The sequence below is a fragment of the Flavobacterium sp. GP15 genome (assembly GCF_014281985.1).
In the GTDB taxonomy this organism is placed as follows: Bacteria; Bacteroidota; Bacteroidia; order Flavobacteriales; family Flavobacteriaceae; genus Flavobacterium; species Flavobacterium pygoscelis.
The window spans coordinates 905,269-927,248 of sequence record NZ_JACFTC010000001.1; the positions used below are offsets into that span (position 1 = coordinate 905,269).

Below are 21,980 nucleotides of genomic sequence, written 5' to 3' on the forward strand. Positions count from 1 at the left end.
TATTTTTTCTTATTAATTGTAAAACTCTTATTTAACTTTATTTTCAAATAAAATGGAGGCTAGCTTATCATCTCTTTTATACACATCATCATAAAATCGGATAATGCCATCATCACCTACCCAAGATGTAAAATAACCAATATAAACTGGAATTTTGTTCTTAAGCGTATACCAATATTCGTCTCCACTATCCATTTTGGCATTAATTTTTTCTGCATTCCATTTGGTGTCGTATTTCATGATTGCAGCGGCAAGTTCTCTTGGCTTTGCCACTCGGATACATCCATGACTAAAGGCGCGAGTGTCTCTATTAAACAAACTTTTTGAGGGAGTATCGTGCAAATAAATATCATTCGAATTGGGAAATAGAAATTTCACTAATCCTAATGAATTTGATGTTCCCGGTTTTTGCCTCACAGAATTATTATTCCATTCCATATTATGTTGTGCCAAATAATTTGGATTTTTTTCGATAGCAGGAAGAATTTCTTTTTTCAAAATACTCGTTGGTACATTCCAGTAAGGTCTAAAAACAATGTATTTCATTGGAGCACTAAAAATAACGGTTTTATTCATAGTCTTGCCCACAACAACTCTAGAGTGTAATTCGGGTTTGCCATCTCTAAAAAAAGTTAATTCGAAGGCAGGAATATTAACCACGATTAATTCTTTCGATTTAGTAATATCATTCGAAATCCATCGGCAACGTTCCATATTTACCATAATCGTTTTGATGCGTTGGCTAATAGGAACATTCATGTATTTAATATGTTCTGGCAAAATCGTTTTATTTATAGCATTCCCGCTACTCTTTTTAAAGTTCAAAACGCCCGCTGCTAATTCTTCATCATAAACCATACTTTTAGAATCACTAGAAATGGCATCGGTAACAAATAAATATTTTCTTATTTGTGCAATTGCTGTTGCACTATCGCCTGGTACATACGATTTTACTTTAGGATTTAGCGTGATCGTGTCCCAGCCTCCTTTTTTTTCTATTTTTTGGTATTTTTGCAATACATCTTTTAAAAGATAATACTGTTTTAAAACGCCTTTCTCTTCCTTATTAATCAAAGATGGATCTACTAATAAAGAGTCTAAAAAATGAACATAACTTTGTTTTTTTCGAGGCAAAAACCATTCTAAATCATTAGTTTTTTGATTGTCGATACCAGAATAGACTTTTCGTGCGTAAAAAAAGTACAATGACGAACTTAATAACTCGGTATCTACATTGGCTTTTTTATTGTTTTCTGGATTGCTATAAATTGCATCAAATTTTTCTTTATAAGGAATCACAGTCTCTACGCCTTCTGAACTTAGATTGTTTACTTTGTTATAAAGCAAACCAGAAAATTCGTTAAGACCATCTTTATCAAACCAAATATAATGAGATTGATGCTTGCGATAAAGTTCTTCTACTTCTGCTTGATAGGAAATTAGATCCGGATATTTCTGGAAAAAAGTTTTAATTTGTGTGCTATCAAAAGCAACTTCAATGGTGTTAATAGTAGCTGGAACTATTGCAGGTTGACTCTCAATTTTCTTTTTACAAGAAACCAAAACAAATAAAAATGTAAAAGTAATCAGGAGTATAGGAGTAATTTTTTTCTTCATAAATCTAATTTTAATGTGTTTAGAATACACTAAATCAATAGCAAAAGTACATCAAATCTTGTGCTGAATTACTTGTTTAAAATAGTGCCAATTTTTGAACTTAAAAATTAATTTTTGAAGACCAATTAATCCGAATGTTTTTTTTGACTTAAGGAACTGGTTATCAATAATTACTTTAAAAATAAGCAAAGAAAATGATACGTTTAATAGCGCATTTAGGTTTTTAGAATCCAATAATTATGTAATGTCTGTTCCACATTATATAAAAAAAAATAACTCTCAAATGATTTAAACGGATTCCAGCATTTTTTTTAAAGATATAAAAATAGCAAAAACTTTGTCTTGTTTTAATTAATTGGTAATAAGTTATTTACTGTCATACTCATGATTTGTTTTTTGACATTAAATAATTAAAAAGCTTAGGTAAAAATAATTTTAGAAAACAGTTTCTAGCTCTCAAACGTCATAAGCTACTAAATTTAGCTACCTTGTATTCAAATTAGAGAACAAGCATCGATGAAACAATTTTGGAAGCATAGCTCAGTTTATAGTGAAGGAGCAAGTTTTAGAAAAATAATTAAATACACTGTATTGTTTTTTCTAGGATTGGTCCTCCTTTTTTTTCTATCTGCTATAGGTCTCGCTTTTTATTTTAATCATAATAAAGCAAAAATAGTTACACAAATTAATGCTAAGATTAACGATAATATCACTGGAACAATTCACATCAATGATATCAATTATAAATTTCTAAAAGGATTTCCAAATATGACTTTGGCTTTAAGTCAAGTAGAATTAAGAGATAGTTTGTATTTTTTACATAAACGCACTTTGCTGAAAGCAGATGAAATTGAGATTCGAATGAATGTATTGGGTTTGCTGCATAATGAAATTAGTATCGATAAAATTGAAATTCAAAGGGCGACAATCCATTTGTACAAGGGAAAAGACGGAATTGTAAATACAGCTATTTTTAGACCCAAAGCAAAAATTGATAAGTCTAAAAGCGCTGCTACTTCCACCTTTAACGAAATTGTGTTTGATGAGGTTCATTTCATTTCAGAAAACCAACTCGGAAATAAATTATTTGATTTTAATATCATTGCACTTCGCAGCAGAATAGATTTTGATAACGACAATTGGAACACCAATTTGTATTTAAAAACGCTTGCAAAAAGCATGGCATTCAATACTCAAAGAGGTAGTTTTATCAGGGATAAAATAGTTGAAGGCGTGCTAAAAGTTAGTTTTTCCGATGCTAAAAATAAAATTAGTGTGGCTACAGATAAACTTTTAATTGGTGAAGAAATCTTTAATATCAAAGCAAATTTTAGTTTACATAAAAACAAATCACCGTTTGATATTGCTATAAAAACGACCATTTTATGGCAGAATGCTTCTGCTTTATTAAGTGCAAATATCAGCGACAGAATTAATCAGTTTAATTTAAAAAAGCCAATTCTTGTTCTTTGTACTATTATTGGTGATATGAATGCTGTTGGAGATCCTGAAATTAAGGTAATAACAAAAATAAAAAATAATGAACTTAAAATTCCAGATGGTATAATTAACGACTGTAGTTTTGAGGCTAGCTTTACCAATCAATACGTAAAAACTACCGCTTGTAATGATGTAAATTCGACTATTACATTAACTAATTTTGAGGGGAAATACAAAACGATTCCTTTTAAAATTCCAATTGGGATTATTGCAAATTTTGAAAAGACAATTGTTGCGGGCACTTTTAAATCAGATTTTGAAGTTTCACGATTGAATGAAATTATTCCTAAAGATTTCATGCATTTTTCTGATGGTCAAGCCAATGTGAATCTGGATTTCAAATTTGGTGTTTCCAATTTAAGAATTCAAAAACCACTATTTACCGGAAATACAACCGTCAAAAATGCAGTGATATATTACGGACCAAGAAATCTAACTTTTGTAAAAACCAATATTGATCTTGATTTTACTGAAAAAGCACTTATAATAAAAAAAATAAATTTTAACGACCGTCGCAATGCGGTTTTTATGCATGGAAAAATAGATAACTTTCTAACTCTTTATTACGATAATCCTGAAAAAATGATTGTGAATTGGGATATTTATGCTCCATTTCTTGATGTAAAACAATTTGCTGGAGTAATTACGAATGCTAATCATAAAAAAATAATTACCAAAAAAGACAACAACAATTTTTCTGATAAAATGTATTCTGTAATTGATAAATGCCAAGTGCTATTAAACCTAAAAGCAGATAAAATGGTTTATAGCAAGTTAGAGGCTACGAATGCAAATGCGTTGGTTTTATTAGCTAATAATCAACTAATTGTAAAAAACGGTTCGGTAGCAAGTGCAGGCGGAACGATTACATTTGATGGAAAACTAACTCCTGATTCTGATACTTTTTTGTTGCAATCTAACGCACAAATCAATAAAGTAGATATCGCTAAATTTTTAGCTGCGTTTAATAATTTTGGAATTCAATCCTTTCAACCAAAAAATTTAAAAGGATTACTAAATGCCTCCGCTTCTGTTTCGGGCAGATTGCTTTCTGGCGGACAACTTAAGACAAATTCTCTTGGAGGAACAGCTAAGTTTGATGTAAAAAATGGTGCTTTAATTGATTTTAAGCCTTTAACAAATATAGGTAAATTCGCTTTTCCATTTAGAGAGGTAAACAACGTTGTTTTTAGCGATTTATTAGGAAATTTTAAGATTAATGGCGATTTAGTAACCGTAAAAGATTTGAAGGTAAGTTCTAATATTCTGAATTTGGATGTCGATGGAGTCTATTCTTTTGGATCAGGAACCAATTTAGCAATGACTATTCCTCTTAGAAATCCAAAAAAAGATGAACTCATTACCAGTAATATAGAAAAAGAGGAGAAACGATACAATGGTGTCGTACTGTATTTACTAGCTATTGATGAAGGAGGTAAAATTAAAATTAGATGGAATAAAAACCATAACTAAAAATTTATTGTATTATGAAGAAATTATGTATTGTTCTAGTCACTTTATTGGTATTAAGTTGCAAAAGTAAACAAGAAAATAAAGCAAATGCAGTAGTTGAAATTAACGAAACTATGGATGCTTGGCATAAAGCTGCAGCTAATGCAGATTACAATGGCTATTTCGAATTGATGGCCGATGATGCTGTTTTTATTGGAACAGATGCTACAGAAAATTGGAACAAACAAGAATTTCAGGCGTATGCTAAACCTCATTTTGATAAAGGAAAAGCATGGAGTTTTACGGCTTTAGAACGTCACGTTTTCTTTGATAATTCTGGTAAAACGGCCTGGTTTGATGAGTTGCTAAATACACAGATGAAAATTTGTCGTGGTTCAGGAATATTAGTCAAAATAGGGAAAAAATGGAAAATACAACAATATGTGCTCTCTATGACGATTCCTAATGCTACGAGCCGTGAAGTTATAAAGATCAAAGAAGGTATAGAAGAACAATTGATAAAAGAATTAGAAAAGAAAAAGCTATAGTTTTTTGGGTATAAAACTGCCTTTATAGTTGTTAAGTATTATGAGTCGGAATTAAATTTTGCTTACTAATCGTTCAGTCATATATAATTCCTTAATTTTGCCGAAATATTATAAAAAAGTGGGAAGCAAAAATAAATTAAAGAGATTCAAAGAAAACGAGACGTTCACTAATGTTTTTCAACCTACAAGAGAGGAAGTAGTGGGAGACTTATTTCCGTTAAAAGGAAAATGGAATTCTGAATTCTTTAAAAATGAAAATCCATTAGTCCTAGAATTAGGATGTGGAAAAGGAGAATATTCAGTAGGACTTGCCGAAAGGTATCCTAATAAAAACTTTGTTGGTATTGATATCAAAGGAGCTCGTTTTTGGCGTGGTGCAAAAACTGCTGTAGAAACAGGTTTACACAACGTTGCTTTTATTCGTACCCAAATCGAATTGATCAATCATATTTTTGCAGAAAATGAAGTAGACGAAATCTGGATTACTTTTCCAGATCCTCAAATCAAATACAAACGTACCAAACATAGGATGACAAACTCTGAGTTTTTACAATTGTATAAAAAAATCCTTAAAAAAGACGGCGTTGTTAATTTAAAAACAGACAGTGAGTTTATGCATGGTTATACTTTAGGGTTGCTGCATGGAGAAGGTCACGAAGTTTTATACGCCAATCATAATGTTTATGTTAATGAAGGAAGTCCAGAAGAAGTAACTGCTTTTCAAACTTTTTACGAAAAACAATATTTGGAAGTTAACAAAGCAATTACGTATATTCGATTCAAAATCAAACAATAATTTTTTTTGAAGAGCATATCTTCGTTATGACATCCGCATTTTGACTATGAATTTAATCACTTCTTTGTTCTTGGGTTTTGTTACTGCTGTTATAGGGATTACGCCTCCAGGTTTGATCAATATGACGGCTACCAAAGTGAATTTAAAAGAAGGTAAAAAAAGTGCATATTGGTTTGTTTTAGGTGCAATTTTGGTGATTTTTTTTCAAGCTACATTGGCTATTTTTTTCGCACAATATATCAAAAGCCGTCCAGAGGTAATTGTTTTATTGAGAGAAGTAGGATTGGGTATATTTTTGGCATTAACTATTTACTTTTTGTTTATTGCTAAAAAGCCCAAAAAGAAAAAAGGTAAAATAAAGAAAAGAAGTACCTCTACACGTTTTTTTCTAGGGATGTTGCTCTCGGTTTTAAACTTTTTCCCCATTCCCTATTACGTTTTTGTTAGCGTAACCTTAGCTTCTTACAATTTATTTTATTTTGATATTACCTCTATTTTTGTTTTTGTTACGGGTGTAGTATTGGGTTCTTTTTTAGTGTTTTATTTTTACATCACCTTCTTTCAAAAAATCCAACACAAAACCGATTATTTTATGCGCAATATGAATACTATTATAGGAAGCATAACCGGTTTAATATCAGCACTTACCTTATTTAATATTATAAAGTATTATTGGAGTTAATTTCTAAAATAAACTTTCAATATATTTTTAATCCTCAAACCATGACAAACGACAACTTTTTTGAAAGGGTTTACGAAGTCGTTAGACAAATTCCTTATGGTAAAGTGACGTCTTATGGTGCTATTGCCAAAGCATTAGGAACTGCACGTTCAGCAAGAATGGTAGGTTGGGCAATGAACGCTTCCCATAATCTAGACGATGTTCCAGCACATAGAGTTGTTAATAGAAACGGATTGTTAACAGGCAAACTTCACTTTGACGGTACCAATTTGATGCAACAATTGCTTGAAAATGAAGGAATAGTAATTGTCAACAATCAGATCGTGGATTTCGATAAGGTGCTTTGGATTCCAGAAGTGCGATTGTAATACATTAATTGTTTTTTAGATGTTTTTGGAATCCTTGTACTCTGAAGTAGTTTTTTATATTTATAAATTAGGCATAGGTTTTAAATAAGGGTTTTAATGCCAATTCATGAACATTCAAAATTTAAATGTATTAAAATTCAGTAGTTTTTCTTTTTGATTTTCTAAAATTACTAACTGTTATTTTTCTTGTGAAAAATCAAATAAATACGCGCAATTCTATCATCAATAAATCCGATGTAATTCCTTTATTTTAAGAACTTAATCTGTTATCTTTGTAATCTGAAATCAGTTTAAATAAAGATAATATTTTGGTGTAAAATACCAACAGAAAAAGTAAATTCAAAATGAAATTAGATAGAAAAGACATCCTAAAAGCTTTAGAAACAATTACTGTAGCTGGAGAAGGAAAAAATATGGTAGAAAGCGGAGCAGTTGCAAATGTGATCACTTTTGGAGATGAAGTAGTGGTAGATTTAGTGTTACACACGCCAGCAATGCACATTAAGAAAAGAGCAGAAGAAGATATCAAGAAAACCATCCATGATTTAGTTTCTCCTGATGCTAAAGTTAAGGTTAATACTAAAGTAGAAGCTGCAGTTGCTGAAAATCCAAATCAGATTAAAGGAAAAGCAATTCCAGGAATAAAAAATATTATCGGAGTAGCTTCTGGTAAAGGAGGAGTTGGAAAATCTACTGTTACAGCAAACCTTGCGGTTTCATTAGCAAAAATGGGATTCTCAGTAGGGATTCTTGACGCTGATATTTATGGTCCATCGATGCCAATTATGTTTGATGTAGAAAGCGAAAAACCAGTTTCTGTAACTATTGATGGGAAATCAAAAATGAAACCGGTGGAAAGCTATGAAGTAAAAATTCTTTCTATTGGATTTTTTACTTCACCAAGTCAAGCTGTTATTTGGAGAGGTCCGATGGCTTCTAAAGCCTTAAATCAAATGATTTTTGATGCAGACTGGGGAGAATTAGATTTTATGCTAGTAGATTTACCTCCAGGAACGGGCGATATTCACCTTTCAATTGTACAAGCCTTACCGATTACAGGAGTTGTAATTGTAAGCACACCACAAGCAGTGGCATTAGCAGATGCTAAAAAAGGAGTTTCGATGTTCATGTCTGATGCGATTAATGTTCCAGTTTTGGGAATCATCGAAAACATGGCTTATTTCACACCCGAGGAATTACCAGAAAACAAATATTACATATTCGGACAAGAAGGAGCTAAGAATCTTGCTGAAGATCTTGAGGTTCCTTTCCTAGGAGAAGTACCAATTGTGCAGTCTATTCGTGAAGCTGGTGATTATGGTCGCCCAGCAGCCATGCAAACAGGTTCAGTTACAGCTACTGTTTTTGAAGAAATTACGCGAAATGTAGTGCGCGAAGTGATTAGCAGAAATGAAAATTTACCAGCCACTGAAGCTGTAAAAATAACAACTATGGCGGGTTGCTCATCAGTTAAAAAGTAATCGATTAACGGCTCTGCAATTAGCAATAATAAAATTAATATGACAACAGAAGAATTAACAATTGAAGTTCAAAAAGCATTAGAAGAAATTAGACCTTTTTTGGTTTCTGACGGTGGTGATATTACATTAATCTCTATTGAGGACGGCAAGCATGTAAAAGTGCGTCTTGAAGGGGCTTGTACTAGTTGTAGTGTAAATCAAATGACACTAAGAGCTGGAGTAGAAACTACTATTAAAAAGTTTGCGCCACAAATAGAAACGGTTGTAAATATTTTATAATTTGTTTATTTGAATTTTATACATTAAAAAATAAAACTTTAAACGCACAACCATTGATGGATGTATTAATAAAAATTAAAGATAGAGAAGGAGTTGTTCATGAATTACAAGCGCCTACAGATATGGCGATGAATATCATGGAGTTGTGTAAAGCATACGAGTTACCAGTTGAAGGAACTTGTGGCGGAATGGCAATGTGTGCTTCTTGTCAGTGTTATGTTTTAAACGATGTAGCATTACCAGAAATGGGTGATGATGAAGAGGCGATGCTCTCTGAAGCATTTTATGTAAAATCAAATAGTCGTTTGGGTTGTCAAATCCCGATTACTGAAAGTCTAGAAGGTTTAGAGTTAGAACTAGCTCCAGAAAATTAAATAAAAAATCCCGATATTTATCGGGATTTTTTTTGCTTTATTAATAAGCATAGTATCTAATATTGAATGACTTATTTGAATGCTGGAATTCCAGTTATATCCATTCCAGTAATCAATAAGTGAATATCATGTGTTCCTTCGTAAGTAATTACAGACTCTAAGTTCATCATGTGACGCATAATCGAGTATTCTCCTGTAATTCCCATTCCGCCTAACATTTGTCTTGCTTCACGAGCGATATGAATTGCCATATCTACATTGTTTCTTTTAGCCATTGAAATTTGTGCTGTTGTAGCTCTTCCTTCATTTCTTAACACTCCTAATCTCCAAGTTAGCAATTGTGCTTTTGTGATTTCAGTAATCATTTCGGCTAATTTCTTTTGTTGTAATTGTGTTCCTGCGATAGGCTTATCAAACTGAATTCTTTCTTTTGCATAACGCAAAGCAGTATCATAACAATCCATAGCAGCACCAATAGCACCCCAAGCAATTCCGTAACGAGCAGAATCAAGACAACCTAGAGGGGCTCCTAATCCCGATTTGTTTGGTAACAAATTCTCTTTTGGTACTTTGACATTGTCAAAAATTAATTCTCCTGTTGAGGAAGCACGAAGCGACCATTTATTATGTGTTTCTGGAGTAGAAAATCCTTCCATTCCTCTTTCTACAATCAAACCGTGTATTCTACCTTCTTCATTTTTAGCCCAAACTATGGCAATATCTGCGAAAGGTGCATTAGAAATCCACATTTTGGCACCATTTAGCAAATAATGATCACCCATATCTTTAAAATTGGTAATCATGCTTCCTGGATCAGAACCATAATTAGGTTCTGTTAATCCAAAACATCCCATGAATTCGCCCGTAGCTAATTTGGGTAAATATTTCATTCTTTGTTCTTCATTTCCGTATTTCCAAATAGGATACATGACCAATGAAGATTGTACAGAAGAGGTAGAACGAACACCAGAATCTCCGCGTTCAATTTCTTGCATGATCAATCCGTATGATATTTGGTCTAATCCAGCTCCTCCATATTCTTCAGGAATATAAGGGCCAAATCCGCCAATTTCGCCCAAACCTTTTATAATTTGTTTCGGAAATTCTGCTCTTTGAGCAAAATCTTCTATAATAGGCGATACTTCTTTCTTAACCCAAGCACGCGCAGAATCACGAACTAATTTGTGCTCTTCTGTTAGTAAATCGTCTAGGTTGTAATAATCAGGGGATTGAAATAAATCTGGTTTCATGTTAGCTAATTTTAAAAGAACAAATCTACACAAAGAAATATAACAAATGCATTAACAAATGTTATATTTTTTCTATTTTGTGAAAAACATAGCTTTTTTAAGCTTGTACGAAGCTATTTGAAAATTGCTATATATAAATGTAGTGAATTTTAAATTTTAAAAAATCTTCTCCTAATAAAAAAATAGAAGTTGTTTTTAATTATAGTGGTTGAATAATTTCATTATTGGATTTCTAGAGTAAGCGATTGATGCTAAAAAAATAAATTATTCTTTAATTTTATATAATAGATTATTGCTATTGCTGACATTTTTAAAAATATTGAAATTTTTATTCTCAATTGTTCATCTATTAATTTTACATTTGGGTTTTAATTTTTTTAAACCAAACCTGAAATGCGTTATCTATTTTATTGTTTTTTTTTAATGATAACGGTATCGTATTCCCAAAGCAAATCTAATTTGTCAGAGCAGGAATATACGATTTTTAAAAATAAAATTAGATTGTTATCAAGTTCTAATATTGATAGCGCTTTTATTTATACCGATAAATTAGAAACTTCTAATAATCATTTGCATCAAGCTTTTGCTCAAGGAACCAAATCCTACTTGTATCAAATTAAAGGTGATGTTCAGAACTCAAAATTCTCATTGGATAGAGCCTATGAAAGTTTAAAAAAGATTTCTTCTTCTAAAGATAAAATAGAAATGAATGCCTATTTGCTAAATTGTGGCGGTTTAAGTTCTTGGAAAAGAGGTGATTTTAGCCATGCATTAGATCAGTTTCAAGAAGGGAGAAAATTGTCTATCAGTATCAATGATCGTGTACAAGCACTCAAATTTAATATAAACATAGGCTTAATAAATAATGAGGTAGGAAATTATAAAGAAGCTATTTCTATTTCTAAACAATCAGACCTGATGATTGATAAAATGCGATATCTATTTTCAGATGAGCAATTTAATATGTATAAAAGTGCAATAAATTTGAATTTAGGTAAATATTATGAGGATTTCTACAAAAGTAAAATAGATAAAACCGAATATTTAGATTCTGCTCAATTTTATTATGTTAAAGCTATTATTTATTCTAAATCTTTAGATTATAATAAAATGTTAGCTCAGATGAATTTAGCAAATATTTATTACCTCAAGAAAAATTTTTCAGAAGCCGAAAAAGGATATCAAAGTATTTTGAATAGCTCAAAAGAAAATGGTTTTTTTCTTGAATATTCTAAGATCATATATAATCTAGGAGATTTGTATTATTATAAAAAAGAATACAAACAATCTCTAGTGTATTTTAAAAAAGTAGATTCAATTTATTATGCCGATAAAGCGAATCCCATAGAATTCCTAAAATCTAATTATTATCAAGCTAAAATATACCAAGCTCTTAAAAATCAAGAAGAGGCGGCTAAATATTCGGAAATATATTTAGAAAACTATGAAAAAAATGAATTTAAGCTGAATAAAGAAATAGCTGAAGTTAATTTTAAAAAGAGTAAGGAACAATTAAAAACGGAAATGAAAATCATTCAAGAAGACTATAAATACAAAAAGAATCTTACTATTTTGGTTGTTTTAGTTTTATGTGTTTTAGTTGTTTTTTTAGGATTTCTTGCAGTAAGAGGTTTTAAAAAGAAAAAAATAGCGGAACGTAAAGTAGCTGATTTGATTGAGGAATACAGAATGAATAGAATTAATTCAGAGAAAGAAATTATAATCAATCAAGAAATTGTCAAAAACACTTCTTCTGTAATTAGTATTGAAAAAGAAAATGAAATTTTAGAAAAATTAAAATTTTTAGAAAAAAAATTAGAATATTTAAAACCTGATTTTACCCAACAATCTGCCGCAAAAAAAATCAAAACTAACACCTCTTATCTTTCTAGCGTAGTTAATAATCATTATAATAAAACGTTTAGTGAGTATTTAAATGAACTTAGAATAAATTATGTAATTGAGGAAATGATTTCTAATGCAACTTATAGAAAATATTCTACTCAAGCAATTGCGGAAAGTGTAGGATTTAAAAATGCCGTTTCATTTACAAAATCCTTTAATAAACGAACAGGAGTTACACCGATTCAATTTATTAAAGGACTTGAGAAAGAAATTGTTTAATTCCTTATAAATTAGTTAGATTTAATCAAGATTTCATACTCTAAAAGTTTTTACTTGTAATGAATACTTTTAGTTTTCCATCAGTAATTTTAAAAATAATAATATTACAGAAAACACATAATAATGACATTCAGAACCGACAAAAAAATAAAGGGTTTTGCGTTTCCATTTTTTTGCTCTTGAATATTAATTTTGAAAACTTTCTTTTATTACATTCTCTTTAAAATTTAGTTTCCTCCTATTAATATTTTAAAAATAAATCATATGATTGGTTTTGTTATTTTGAATTCCATAATTATTTGACATTATCACCGTAATCTACATTAACATTATATTTCATGATGTTAATACAATAAATAACAACTTCATTTTGAGTTTCATTTTTTAAGTTTTGATTTGTTTTTTACAAGTATTCTCATGATGTTGCCAAAATTTATATTTATAAATTGGTTTAATCAACTTCATAATAATTGTATTAGAGTTTTAATTTTCATAGTACCTTTTGAACTTAATCTTCTATTTTTATTACTGTTTTTTAATGAAAAAATAGAAAGATTATTAAATTTTTTCAAATTACTGGTTTTAAAGACTGCTTTCTTTTTTATTATTTTTATCTACTATGTTTTTACCCGCAAGTAATTGTATTTTAAATATTTAATAGTATTATTGCAGTATGATAATTTATAAATTGTAAGTGTGAAATTGTTGAATTATTGGCATAAATAGATTTAGCAAAACAAAAAAACTTCATATTTGTAAAAAGCATTGTATCAATCTATTTTTTTTGACAGAGAATAATATGATAAATTTAGTTGAAAAGTATTTAGAAAGAAATAATTATTCGCAAGAGAAATTAGAATTTGAGGATTTATTTCAGTCTCATCCTAATTTTCCAAGTTTGTTTGCGATAACGGATTCATTAGCCTTGCTTTCTATCCCCAATAAAGTAGATACTATCCCTAAAGAAAACTTTAATGAATTACCTGATTCTTTTTTGGCTGTATTCAAACAAAGTTTAGTTTTAGTTTCTAAAACTTTAAGTAGCCTTGTTTTTCTTAATGTTAAGGGAGAAAAAAAGCATTTGACCTTCGATGAATTTAAAGAGGGCTGGAGCGGTTTAGTTATTGTCATTGAGCCTAACGAGATTATTTTAAACCAAAAATCTAATGTTCATGTCAAGTTACTCCAATGTATTGTTCCCGTTTTATTAATAATTGCAATTTCTTTTTTCTACAATAAATATACTTTTTATGATTACTTTCTACTTTCAACAAGTATTGTAGGACTGTTTTTCAGCACTCTTATCACTCAAGAAAAATTGGGATACCAAAATGAGTTGATCTCTAAATTTTGTAATGAAAGTTCGAATACTTCGTGTACATCCCCTATCAAGTCTAAAAACAGAACGATAAGAAAGTGGCTAAATTACTCTGATTTGCCAATGCTTTTTTTTAGTATAAACCTTTTGTCAATAGTTTTAGAACCCACAAATTCATGTGTTTTAATTGGAGCACTTAGTCTCTTTGCTATTCCATTAATAGTTTATAGATTATGGATAAGAAGAGTAATATTAGAAAAATGGTGTGTTTTGTGTTTAGTTGTGGCGTCTATTATTTTAATCCAAGGTTTAGCTTGGTTTTTTGTAACGGAAGCTTTTAATTTAGAGACTATTTTGTTTCCTTTTGCCTATATTATTTCCTTAATATTTATTTCCTCTTTTTGGATAGTTATTAAACCAATTTTAGAAAATATTATTGAAGGTAAAAAATCTATAAAGGAGCTTAAAAAATTTAAGCGGAATTATATGATATTTGATTTTTTACTACAAGATGTAACAACATTAAAAGGATTTGAAGTTTTGCAAGGATTAACTTTTGGTAATAAGGAGGCCTCTGTTCAACTTAATTTGATTCTTAGCCCTAATTCTAGCCTTTGTCATGCAGCCTTTAAAGATGGGTTTGATTTAGTAAAGAAATATCCCAAAAAGATCTTTTTAAATGTTTTGTTCAATGTTAATCCGTTTAATAACGATAATCCCTATACTGTTGTTGTCGAGAGTTTGCTCGCTATTAATGATGTTAATCCGGATAGGATACATGAAGCGATTACCGATTGGCATTTGAAACAAATTGGATTAAAAGAATGGAAAATTAAATGGGGAGTAGAAACTATAACCACAAAATTTAAAGATGAAATCCAAAAGCAGTACGATTGGTGTCTTCAAAATAAATTTAATTATACCCCAGTCAAAATTGTAAATAATAAATTATTGCCTTCTGGTTATGAAATAAATGAATTGAAGTATTTTTTTAATGATTTTGAAATGGAAAGAGAGTTTTATCAATTGGCTAATTTAACTCAAGAAGTCAGAGCGTAGTATTATAATTTTAAAGTATTTGAGATTGTTAGAAAGAATATTATATCAGTTTAAAGATATTTTTAAGGCGAATTAAAATTTCAAATAAAAATCCTTAGTTAGTTCAATATATTCTGGCGTGTAAGCGTGTCTAGCAGTTTCAATAATTAATTCATCAATAGCGAAATCTAAAATTTCTTTACGGCTAAATGCCAATAAAGTACGCTTGGTTTCTGAAGTTGGTGTTCCTTTTACACGCGTAATTTTGAAAGGATATAATTCATATTCTTTGGCTAAAGCCAAAAAACTACGCTCTTCTTTAAAGGGTATAATTACTGAAAAAACTCCATTTTCAGATAATAATAAATCCGCAGCCTCCAGTAAATCGTCAAAAGGCATCGCATCTGCAAACCGCGCTAAATCTCTTTGTTCATTATCCGTTTTGTAGTCTTCGGTGTAAAAAGGAGGATTCGATACAATTAAATCGTATTCATCTTCTGGTTCTTCTACAAATTCATCTAAACCTGCATGATAGCAAAATATACGATCACTCCAAGGGGAATTTTCAAAGTTATCTACAGATTGCTCATAAGCATTTTCGTCAATTTCTAAGGCGTCAATTTGATCTGCATGGCTTCTTTGTGCAAGCATTAGAGCGATAACTCCTGTTCCTGTTCCAATATCTAAAATACTATAAGGATTGTTGCTTATTGGTGTCCAAGCACCAAGCAAAACACCATCAGTCCCGATTTTCATCGCGCAGCGGTCTTGATTTACAGAAAATTGTTTGAATTGAAACAAAATGATTGAAGATTGAGGATTAATAGATAGTGACCCGAGCGTTAGCGAACTGGCAAAGCATTTTAGATTTTATAAAACAAATTGCTACTAACGATCCACTTGTCATTTTCTCTAAAGATACATTTCAATAAGTCCCTCAGGTAAATCCATGATTACTTTTTTGTTTTCTCGGTCAATTTTCACCAAGAAATGATCAATCATAGGGATAAGAATTTCAACTTCACCATTTAAAACTTCAAAAAGAGGTTGGGCTGTAGTGTCATTAATAGATTCGATTTTGCCAACTACACCAAGGCGTTTGTCTTCGACTTCAAAACCTATTACTTCGTGAAAGTAGAACTTGTTACCTGAAAGTTTAGGCAACATTTTTAATGGAAGATACAAGTCGTTGCCTATTACAGCATCAGCGTCTTCTTCGGTATTCATATCCTCAAATCGGATTCTGAGGAAATCATTCTTGTGCAAAGAGCTACTTTCAATAAAAAATGGAACCAAGTGTTTGTTGCATTCAACAAACACTGATTCCAAATTTTGATATAACTCAGGTTCGTCCGTATCTAAATAGGCAAGAACTTCCCCTTTGAAACTAAATTTTTTAGCGATTTTACCTAAATAGAAACAATCTTCTTTACGCATTTTTCGCTATTAAAATTATGCTTCAGTTGTTTCGTTATTTTCTTCTGTAGCAGGAGTTTCTTCAGCCGCAGCTTCAACTTCTTCTTCTACAGCTGGAGTTGCAGCAGCAATAGCATCTGCTTCAGCTTGTGCAGCTGCAGCTAAACGTTTTGCGTTTACATCTTGTTCTGCTTTAAAAGCTTTTGCTTTAACATCAGCTTGTGCTTTAGTTAAACCATCTTTCTTAGCATCAACTTTTCCAGATTTTGCGTCTAACCAAGTCGCCAATTTTGCGTCAGCTTGTTCTTGAGTTAAAGCTCCTTTACGGATACCACCATCAAGGTGATGTTTCAATAAAGCTCCTTTGTAAGAAAGAATCGCTTTTGCAGTATCAGTTGGTTGAGCACCATTGTGCAACCATTTTACTGCAGCATCAAGGTTCAAGTCGATAGTTGCTGGGTTTGTATTTGGATTGTAAGTACCAATTTTTTCTAGGTATTTACCATCTCTTTTTGAGCGTGCATCTGCAGCTACAACCCAGTAAAAAGGTTTTCCTTTTTTACCGTGTCTTTGTAATCTAATTTTTACTGACATAATCTTGTGATTAAATTTTGAGGTACTCGACCTCGATTAATTAAGGGTGCAAAGATACATTTTTTATTGATATCTACTAATTCGTGCTGTGTTTTAATTATGAAGGGCTGATTAGTAAAGATCAAGTATTGTTTTTATATTACTTTTTATTTTTAACTACTCTTACTTTATTTACAGAAGTCTTTTTTGGATTTAGATTTTTTAAATCGTTTTGATAAATGCTACACGTTTAATTTTAAATTGATCTATTTAATAAATGCGATCTTAAATTTAGAACTTGGTTACGCTAAATTATACTTTCAATATATAAAATTCATCAATAGTTCTTTTTTAACGGTTATAGTTTTTCTAAATTTTTTGTTAAAGATGCTGTATTTTTCGCATGAATTTAAATAAAAATCATAAATAAGCTAATATATAGTAGATTACGAATTAAATGCACTACATTTGTTGTATTATTTAAATAAGTACATATGAATATTTTTGTTGGAAGCCTTCCATTCAGTATTGAGGAAGCAGATTTAAGAGAGTCTTTCGAGGCATACGGAGCAGTTGATTCAGTTAAAATTATTACTGATAAATTTACAGGAAGAAGTAAAGGATTCGGTTTTGTTGAAATGGCAAATGATGACGAAGCTCAAAAAGCAATTGACGAATTGAACGGTGCAACTGTTCAAGGACGTGCAATCGTTGTAAACAAATCTGAGCCAAAACCAGAAGGCGAAAGAAGAAGTTTTAACAATAACAGTCGTGGTGGAGATTCACGCGGTGGTTATGGTGGTGGAAACAGCCGTGGTGGAGAAAACCGTGGTGGTGGAAACAGAGGAGGATATTAATATTTTTTTCTACAGCTATAAAAAAAGGTGTCAATGCAAATTGACACCTTTTTTGTTTCTATGAATTTAATTTGTCTCGCTAAAACTATTTGGGTTATAATTCTACTCACTTTCGTGATTTGTAGCGATAGAATGAAATTTTATAAAAAAAACCATCCGAGTAAATGAATGGCTTTTATAATTTAAATTTATATTAAAGATTAGCAACCAACCAATCGCCAACTTCGCTTGTTTTGTATGCTTTTGCGCCTTTAGCAACTAAATCTTCTGTTACAATTCCTTGTTCTAATGATTTATTAACTACGTTTCTAATGGCTTCAGCTTCCTCTTTCAAACCAAAAGCATCTTCAAACATCATCGCTGCAGAAAGTATTGTCGCCAGTGGATTAGCAATATTCAAACCAGTTGCTTGTGGATAGGAACCGTGAATTGGCTCGTATAATGAAGTGTGTTCTCCCACAGATGCTGATGGCATGAGTCCCATAGATCCTGAAATGACTGAGGCTTCATCTGTTAAGATATCTCCAAATAAATTTTCTGTAATCAATACATCATAAGTGTTGGGCCATTGTACCAATCGCATCGCAACGGCATCTACAAATTCATACGAAACGGTAACTTCGGGATAGTCTTTCTCCATGGCTTGTACTGTTTCTCTCCATAAACGGGAAGTTTCCAAAACATTCGCTTTGTCCACACAACATAATTTTTTAGAACGTGTCATCGCTAGTTCAAATCCTTTCTTAGCTAGTCGTTGTACTTCAGCTCTTGTGTACACACAGTTGTCATATGCTGTTTCTCCTCCATCTCTTCGGCCTTTTTCTCCAAAATAAATTCCACCGGTTAATTCTCTTAAGAAGACTAAATCGGTTCCTTCGATACGCTCTCTTTTTAGGGGTGAATTATCGATTAAAGAAGGAAAAGTAAAGGTTGGACGTACATTGGCAAACAAACCTAATTTCTTTCGCATTAACAATAATCCTTGTTCTGGTCTTACCTTGGCTGTTGGATCATTATCATATTTTGGATGGCCAATGGCTCCAAACAAAACGGCATCTGAAGCCATACAAATTTCATGAGTTTCGTCAGGATAAGGTACACCAACAGCATCAATGGCACAAGCTCCTGTTAAGGCAGGTGTCCAAATAATTTCATGATTGAATTTTTTTGCAATAGCATCAGATACTTTTACAGCTTCATTTATGACCTCTGGTCCAATTCCGTCTCCGGCTAAAAGCGCTATTTTAAATTTCATGTTGGTGTAGTTTAGGTTTAGTTAATAGTTTTTGTAGTAAAGAATTTACTCTCGCTCATAATTTAGTTTCTCTAAGCGTATTTCCATATAATTCCCTTGCTTTTTTTGATCTTTATAGTATTCTGCAATCCCAACATAACCAGTTTTTGCAGGAAAAATGCTAATCGTTCTATTATCATTACTGATGTTCATTTTTTGGACTACTTGTTTTTTAGATTTATAATAATAGTTTAGGATATTTAATTCCAGATCTCTATCATCAGTTTTGTCAAAAAAGAAATAAGCTCTACCAGTTGTATCTGGTAAACGTTGTGAGAAATCGTATTTGTATCCTTTTGTCTGTTTCACATTATATTCTACTGTTTTTATAGGATTAAAGTCTTTATCCATCATAAATGTATAGAGTTGGGTATAGGTACGATAATTACTTTTTTGCCAATACGACTCCGCGAGAACGAAGAAAGTCCCATCAGGATTTAAACTAGTTTTTTGAAAAGTTAAATAACCTTCTTTGCTCACTTTTCCACTTTTATTAATTTCTACATCTTTAAATTTTTCATAAGGAAGGTAAGTTTCTCTTGAGAGGGAGTTCGATTTAATATCAAAAACGGTTTGGTTTAAGCCAATTGATGCTAGACTATTGTAATTATTGTTTTTGTTTTTTTCATAATATTTTCCTCCCATATATAGTAGACCATTTTGAATAAAATGATAATCAAAAATATGAGTATACTTTTCGCTAACTTCAGCAAAAAGTAATTCTTTACCTGTTTTAGAATCTAAAACAATATAATGTACAATTTTATGATTGTTGTCGTTATTTCCTTTGTATGCGTGACCTTCCATCAAAATGTAGTTGTCATCGGTGGCTAAAGTTTTGTATAAAATATATTTATCTTTAAAAACGTGACTACTAGTAAATTCCCAAATCGTTTCATTTTTAGTATCTACGGCATGGATTTTATTATAAAATGGGTCTTTATTACTTGCAAATAGTCTCCTCTCATTGATTAAGAATCCATTTTTACCTAAAGAGGAAGTATTAAATAAAGACCTACTATTGTTTTTATATTCTTTTGATATTGCTTTTATTTCAGGATTGTAAATACCAGTATTAACAATTGTATTTGTTGTTATATTAAGTGTGGTATAGGCTTTAAAATTTTTAGATCCGCTTATAAAAACATTATAAAAATCAAATCTAAGAAAGCCGTTAGCATAATTAATGTCATCTAAAATTACCTTTGTACTTTTAGCGTCGTCTGCTTTTTTTTGTTTTATTTCTCCTGAACAAATTTTGTTCATGTTTTTATCTAAGACTATATACTTAAAAGTGACATTTAAATTTTCATCTGTATTCATTTCTCGTAATTCTACATAACCAAATAAATCTGTATTTTCGTAAAAAGGATCAAAAGAAACAAAATCACCATCAGCTTGTTTGAGAACGGAGTAGGATTGCCCAAAACTAAATTGAGTTATAAGAATAAATAGAAATATAATTTTTTTCATAAAGTAATTTTTTGTTTTATTTTCTATTATGATTACTCTCGGTCATAGTTTAGTTTTTCCAATCGTATTTCCATAAGTTTACCACTTTTCTTGGGTTTTTTAAAATATTCAGCAATTGCGACATAACCTGTTTTTGCTGGAAAAACAGAAATTACACTATCGTCGTTGGTGATTGGTATTTTTTGAATGACTTCTTTTTTAGATTTATAGTAGTAATTTAAGATGTTTAATTCCAAATCTTTATCGTCGTTTTTGTCAAAAAAGAAATAAGCTCTGCCGGTTTTATTTGGTAAAGTTTGCGAGAAGTCATATTTGTATCCTCTGGTTCTTTTTACATCATATTCAACTGATTTTATCGGATTAAAAGCTTCGTCAATTAAAAAAGTATATAATTTATTGTAATCCCTGTACTGGTTTTTTTGCCAATATGATTCGGCTAAAATCATAAAAGTTCCATCTGGGTTACTACTACATTTTTGAAAGGTTAAGAAACCTTTATTTTTAACTTTACCATTTTTATTGATTTCTAATGCAGGAAACTCACTGTATTTCACATATTTATCTCTAATTAATTGAGCTGATTTGATGTCTATTATTCTTTGAAAAACACCTAAAGATTTTTTTTCGTATTTTTCATAAGTAGCGTATAGATATTTTTTGTGATAAAGAAGTTTTTTCTCTTCTTCAAAAAAGCGTCCCCACTCATAAATTTTTTCATCTTTCAAATAGATATTTTCTCTCTCGAGTAGAAATGTCCCTTTTATAGGTAATCGAAATAATTCTTTTCCGGTTTTTGTATCTAGAACTACAAAATTCCTAATATCTTTTTTATTTCCATAATCTGTAAATTCCTCTAAAAGAATATTTTGACTATTATAGTCTAGTACACTGAGTTGTAGATAATTATTTTTCTTTAAGATTACATTGCTTTTATACTCCCATAATTTTTCGTTTTTAAAGTTTAACGCGTAAAGAAAATTAACTTCATTCTTAATTTTAGTATTCGGATCAGTTGCTTGGATTAAAAAACCCACGTTGTTTAAAGAATAGCTGTAATAACCTTTGGTGTCTATTTTTTCGTATTTTTTGTCAATTTCTTTTACGTCGGAATTATATATTCCGCTGCTTACAATACTATTATTTTTTAAATCTATGACTTGGTATGTTTTAAAATATGGGTAAATGTTCTCGCCTAAAGCCTGAGTGAATTCAAAAAAGTCGAGACGAATAAAACCGTCAGAATAAGTAATATCATTAAATCTTTTCTTTCGCCTTAAATTAGATGTTTTTTCAATAAAATCTCCTGAGCATATTGTATTGAAGTTTTTGTCTAAAACAATGTATTTTATAGTATTGTTTAAATTTTCATCAATATTCATTTGGCGCAGTTCGACATATCCAAAAAGCTCTTTGTCTTCATAAATAGGTTGGAAAGTCATTAGTTCTCCATCAGCTGAATTCAATATTGCGTAAGATTGTGCAAAGCTTACGGTGCTTAAAAGGAAAAGAAAGAATAAGTAAGTATTTTTCATAATTGTGA

General features: G+C 30.7%; 19 protein-coding genes. 11 read left to right on the forward strand and 8 right to left on the reverse strand.

The annotated features are described in order from the left end of the window. Positions 1–27 precede the first annotated feature (27 nt). The gene (locus H2650_RS04065) at positions 28–1,617 is read right to left on the reverse strand and encodes a murein L,D-transpeptidase (protein WP_188049470.1); all 1,590 of its coding nucleotides are present in this window, start codon (positions 1,615–1,617) and stop codon (positions 28–30) included. A gap of 516 nt (positions 1,618–2,133) precedes the next feature. Here H2650_RS04065 and H2650_RS04070 point away from each other — a divergent pair. The 8 genes from H2650_RS04070 (at position 2,134) to H2650_RS04105 (ending at position 9,097) form a co-directional block, all read left to right on the forward strand. Beyond that, positions 2,134–4,590 (forward strand): AsmA family protein, encoded by a 2,457-nt coding sequence (locus tag H2650_RS04070; RefSeq protein ID WP_188049471.1) that lies wholly within the window; start codon positions 2,134–2,136, stop codon positions 4,588–4,590. A 14-nt stretch (positions 4,591–4,604) separates the two neighbouring features. Further along, positions 4,605–5,117 (forward strand): nuclear transport factor 2 family protein, encoded by a 513-nt coding sequence (locus H2650_RS04075; protein WP_188049472.1) that lies wholly within the window; start codon positions 4,605–4,607, stop codon positions 5,115–5,117. Between the two features lie 118 nt (positions 5,118–5,235). Next, complete coding sequence (gene trmB / locus H2650_RS04080; RefSeq protein WP_188049473.1) at positions 5,236–5,913, forward strand: tRNA (guanosine(46)-N7)-methyltransferase TrmB; 678 nt, start codon at positions 5,236–5,238, stop codon at positions 5,911–5,913. A 46-nt stretch (positions 5,914–5,959) separates the two neighbouring features. Next, entirely contained in the window at positions 5,960–6,595 is a 636-nt protein-coding gene (locus H2650_RS04085; RefSeq protein WP_188049474.1) for a LysE family transporter, read from the forward strand. Between the two features lie 41 nt (positions 6,596–6,636). Next, on the forward strand, positions 6,637–6,963 hold the full coding sequence (locus H2650_RS04090) for an MGMT family protein (protein WP_188049475.1): 327 nt from the start codon (positions 6,637–6,639) through the stop codon (positions 6,961–6,963). Between the two features lie 344 nt (positions 6,964–7,307). After that, the gene (locus H2650_RS04095) at positions 7,308–8,444 is read left to right on the forward strand and encodes an Mrp/NBP35 family ATP-binding protein (RefSeq protein ID WP_188049476.1); all 1,137 of its coding nucleotides are present in this window, start codon (positions 7,308–7,310) and stop codon (positions 8,442–8,444) included. A 39-nt stretch (positions 8,445–8,483) separates the two neighbouring features. Continuing rightward, positions 8,484–8,723 (forward strand): NifU family protein, encoded by a 240-nt coding sequence (locus H2650_RS04100; RefSeq protein WP_188049477.1) that lies wholly within the window; start codon positions 8,484–8,486, stop codon positions 8,721–8,723. A 56-nt stretch (positions 8,724–8,779) separates the two neighbouring features. Next, positions 8,780–9,097: a 2Fe-2S iron-sulfur cluster-binding protein gene (locus tag H2650_RS04105; RefSeq protein WP_035668621.1), complete on the forward strand. Its 318-nt coding sequence runs from the start codon at positions 8,780–8,782 to the stop codon at positions 9,095–9,097. Between the two features lie 71 nt (positions 9,098–9,168). Here the strand turns inward: H2650_RS04105 and H2650_RS04110 are convergent, their stop codons facing one another. Further along, entirely contained in the window at positions 9,169–10,347 is a 1,179-nt protein-coding gene (locus H2650_RS04110; RefSeq protein WP_188049478.1) for an acyl-CoA dehydrogenase family protein, read from the reverse strand. A 501-nt stretch (positions 10,348–10,848) separates the two neighbouring features. On the opposite strand from H2650_RS04110, the gene H2650_RS04115 reads away from it, so the two are divergent. Both H2650_RS04115 and H2650_RS04120 read left to right on the forward strand, forming a co-directional pair. Continuing rightward, entirely contained in the window at positions 10,849–12,471 is a 1,623-nt protein-coding gene (locus H2650_RS04115) for an AraC family transcriptional regulator (protein WP_188049479.1), read from the forward strand. Positions 12,472–13,270: 799 nt separating this feature from the next. Then, positions 13,271–14,848, forward strand: coding sequence for a vitamin K epoxide reductase family protein (locus H2650_RS04120; protein WP_188049480.1), 1,578 nt, complete (start codon positions 13,271–13,273; stop codon positions 14,846–14,848). Between the two features lie 72 nt (positions 14,849–14,920). On the opposite strand, the gene H2650_RS04125 is transcribed toward H2650_RS04120, so the two are convergent. From H2650_RS04125 to H2650_RS04135, 3 genes are all read right to left on the reverse strand, one after another. Beyond that, on the reverse strand, positions 14,921–15,628 hold the full coding sequence (locus H2650_RS04125) for a tRNA1(Val) (adenine(37)-N6)-methyltransferase (RefSeq protein ID WP_223151065.1): 708 nt from the start codon (positions 15,626–15,628) through the stop codon (positions 14,921–14,923). Between the two features lie 111 nt (positions 15,629–15,739). Continuing rightward, a complete protein-coding gene (gene rimM / locus H2650_RS04130; RefSeq protein WP_188049481.1) occupies positions 15,740–16,264 on the reverse strand; it encodes a ribosome maturation factor RimM in 525 nt (174 codons plus the stop codon). Between the two features lie 15 nt (positions 16,265–16,279). Beyond that, the gene (locus H2650_RS04135) at positions 16,280–16,837 is read right to left on the reverse strand and encodes a 30S ribosomal protein S16 (protein WP_188049482.1); all 558 of its coding nucleotides are present in this window, start codon (positions 16,835–16,837) and stop codon (positions 16,280–16,282) included. 473 nt (positions 16,838–17,310) lie between these two features. Between H2650_RS04135 and H2650_RS04140 the strand changes: the two genes are divergently transcribed. Continuing rightward, positions 17,311–17,673: an RNA-binding protein gene (locus H2650_RS04140; protein WP_121924530.1), complete on the forward strand. Its 363-nt coding sequence runs from the start codon at positions 17,311–17,313 to the stop codon at positions 17,671–17,673. A 193-nt stretch (positions 17,674–17,866) separates the two neighbouring features. Here H2650_RS04140 and leuB read toward each other — a convergent pair whose 3' ends face one another. From leuB to H2650_RS04155, 3 genes are read right to left on the reverse strand one after another with little or no spacing between them, the layout of a single operon-like run. Continuing rightward, positions 17,867–18,928 carry a 3-isopropylmalate dehydrogenase gene (gene leuB, locus H2650_RS04145; protein ID WP_188049483.1) on the reverse strand — a complete coding sequence of 354 codons (1,062 nt, stop codon included), beginning with the start codon at positions 18,926–18,928 and terminating at the stop codon, positions 17,867–17,869. A gap of 45 nt (positions 18,929–18,973) precedes the next feature. Beyond that, positions 18,974–20,440 carry a DUF6770 family protein gene (locus tag H2650_RS04150; protein WP_188049484.1) on the reverse strand — a complete coding sequence of 489 codons (1,467 nt, stop codon included), beginning with the start codon at positions 20,438–20,440 and terminating at the stop codon, positions 18,974–18,976. A 32-nt stretch (positions 20,441–20,472) separates the two neighbouring features. Next, the gene (locus H2650_RS04155; protein WP_188049485.1) at positions 20,473–21,972 is read right to left on the reverse strand and encodes a DUF6770 family protein; all 1,500 of its coding nucleotides are present in this window, start codon (positions 21,970–21,972) and stop codon (positions 20,473–20,475) included. Between the last annotated feature and the right edge of the window lie 8 nt (positions 21,973–21,980).

Bases quoted from the DNA above. Each gene is read 5' to 3' on its own strand.
- H2650_RS04065 (WP_188049470.1), bottom strand. From the start codon at position 1,617: ATGAAGAAAAAAATTACTCCTATACTCCTGATTACTTTTACATTTTTA.
- H2650_RS04070 (WP_188049471.1), top strand. From the start codon at position 2,134: ATGAAACAATTTTGGAAGCATAGCTCAGTTTATAGTGAAGGAGCAAGT.
- H2650_RS04075 (WP_188049472.1), top strand. From the start codon at position 4,605: ATGAAGAAATTATGTATTGTTCTAGTCACTTTATTGGTATTAAGTTGC.
- H2650_RS04085 (WP_188049474.1), top strand. From the start codon at position 5,960: ATGAATTTAATCACTTCTTTGTTCTTGGGTTTTGTTACTGCTGTTATA.
- H2650_RS04090 (WP_188049475.1), top strand. From the start codon at position 6,637: ATGACAAACGACAACTTTTTTGAAAGGGTTTACGAAGTCGTTAGACAA.
- H2650_RS04095 (WP_188049476.1), top strand. From the start codon at position 7,308: ATGAAATTAGATAGAAAAGACATCCTAAAAGCTTTAGAAACAATTACT.
- H2650_RS04100 (WP_188049477.1), top strand. From the start codon at position 8,484: ATGACAACAGAAGAATTAACAATTGAAGTTCAAAAAGCATTAGAAGAA.
- H2650_RS04105 (WP_035668621.1), top strand. From the start codon at position 8,780: ATGGATGTATTAATAAAAATTAAAGATAGAGAAGGAGTTGTTCATGAA.
- H2650_RS04110 (WP_188049478.1), bottom strand. From the start codon at position 10,347: ATGAAACCAGATTTATTTCAATCCCCTGATTATTACAACCTAGACGAT.
- H2650_RS04120 (WP_188049480.1), top strand. From the start codon at position 13,271: ATGATAAATTTAGTTGAAAAGTATTTAGAAAGAAATAATTATTCGCAA.
- rimM (WP_188049481.1), bottom strand. From the start codon at position 16,264: ATGCGTAAAGAAGATTGTTTCTATTTAGGTAAAATCGCTAAAAAATTT.
- H2650_RS04135 (WP_188049482.1), bottom strand. From the start codon at position 16,837: ATGTCAGTAAAAATTAGATTACAAAGACACGGTAAAAAAGGAAAACCT.
- H2650_RS04140 (WP_121924530.1), top strand. From the start codon at position 17,311: ATGAATATTTTTGTTGGAAGCCTTCCATTCAGTATTGAGGAAGCAGAT.
- leuB (WP_188049483.1), bottom strand. From the start codon at position 18,928: ATGAAATTTAAAATAGCGCTTTTAGCCGGAGACGGAATTGGACCAGAG.
- H2650_RS04150 (WP_188049484.1), bottom strand. From the start codon at position 20,440: ATGAAAAAAATTATATTTCTATTTATTCTTATAACTCAATTTAGTTTT.
- H2650_RS04155 (WP_188049485.1), bottom strand. From the start codon at position 21,972: ATGAAAAATACTTACTTATTCTTTCTTTTCCTTTTAAGCACCGTAAGC.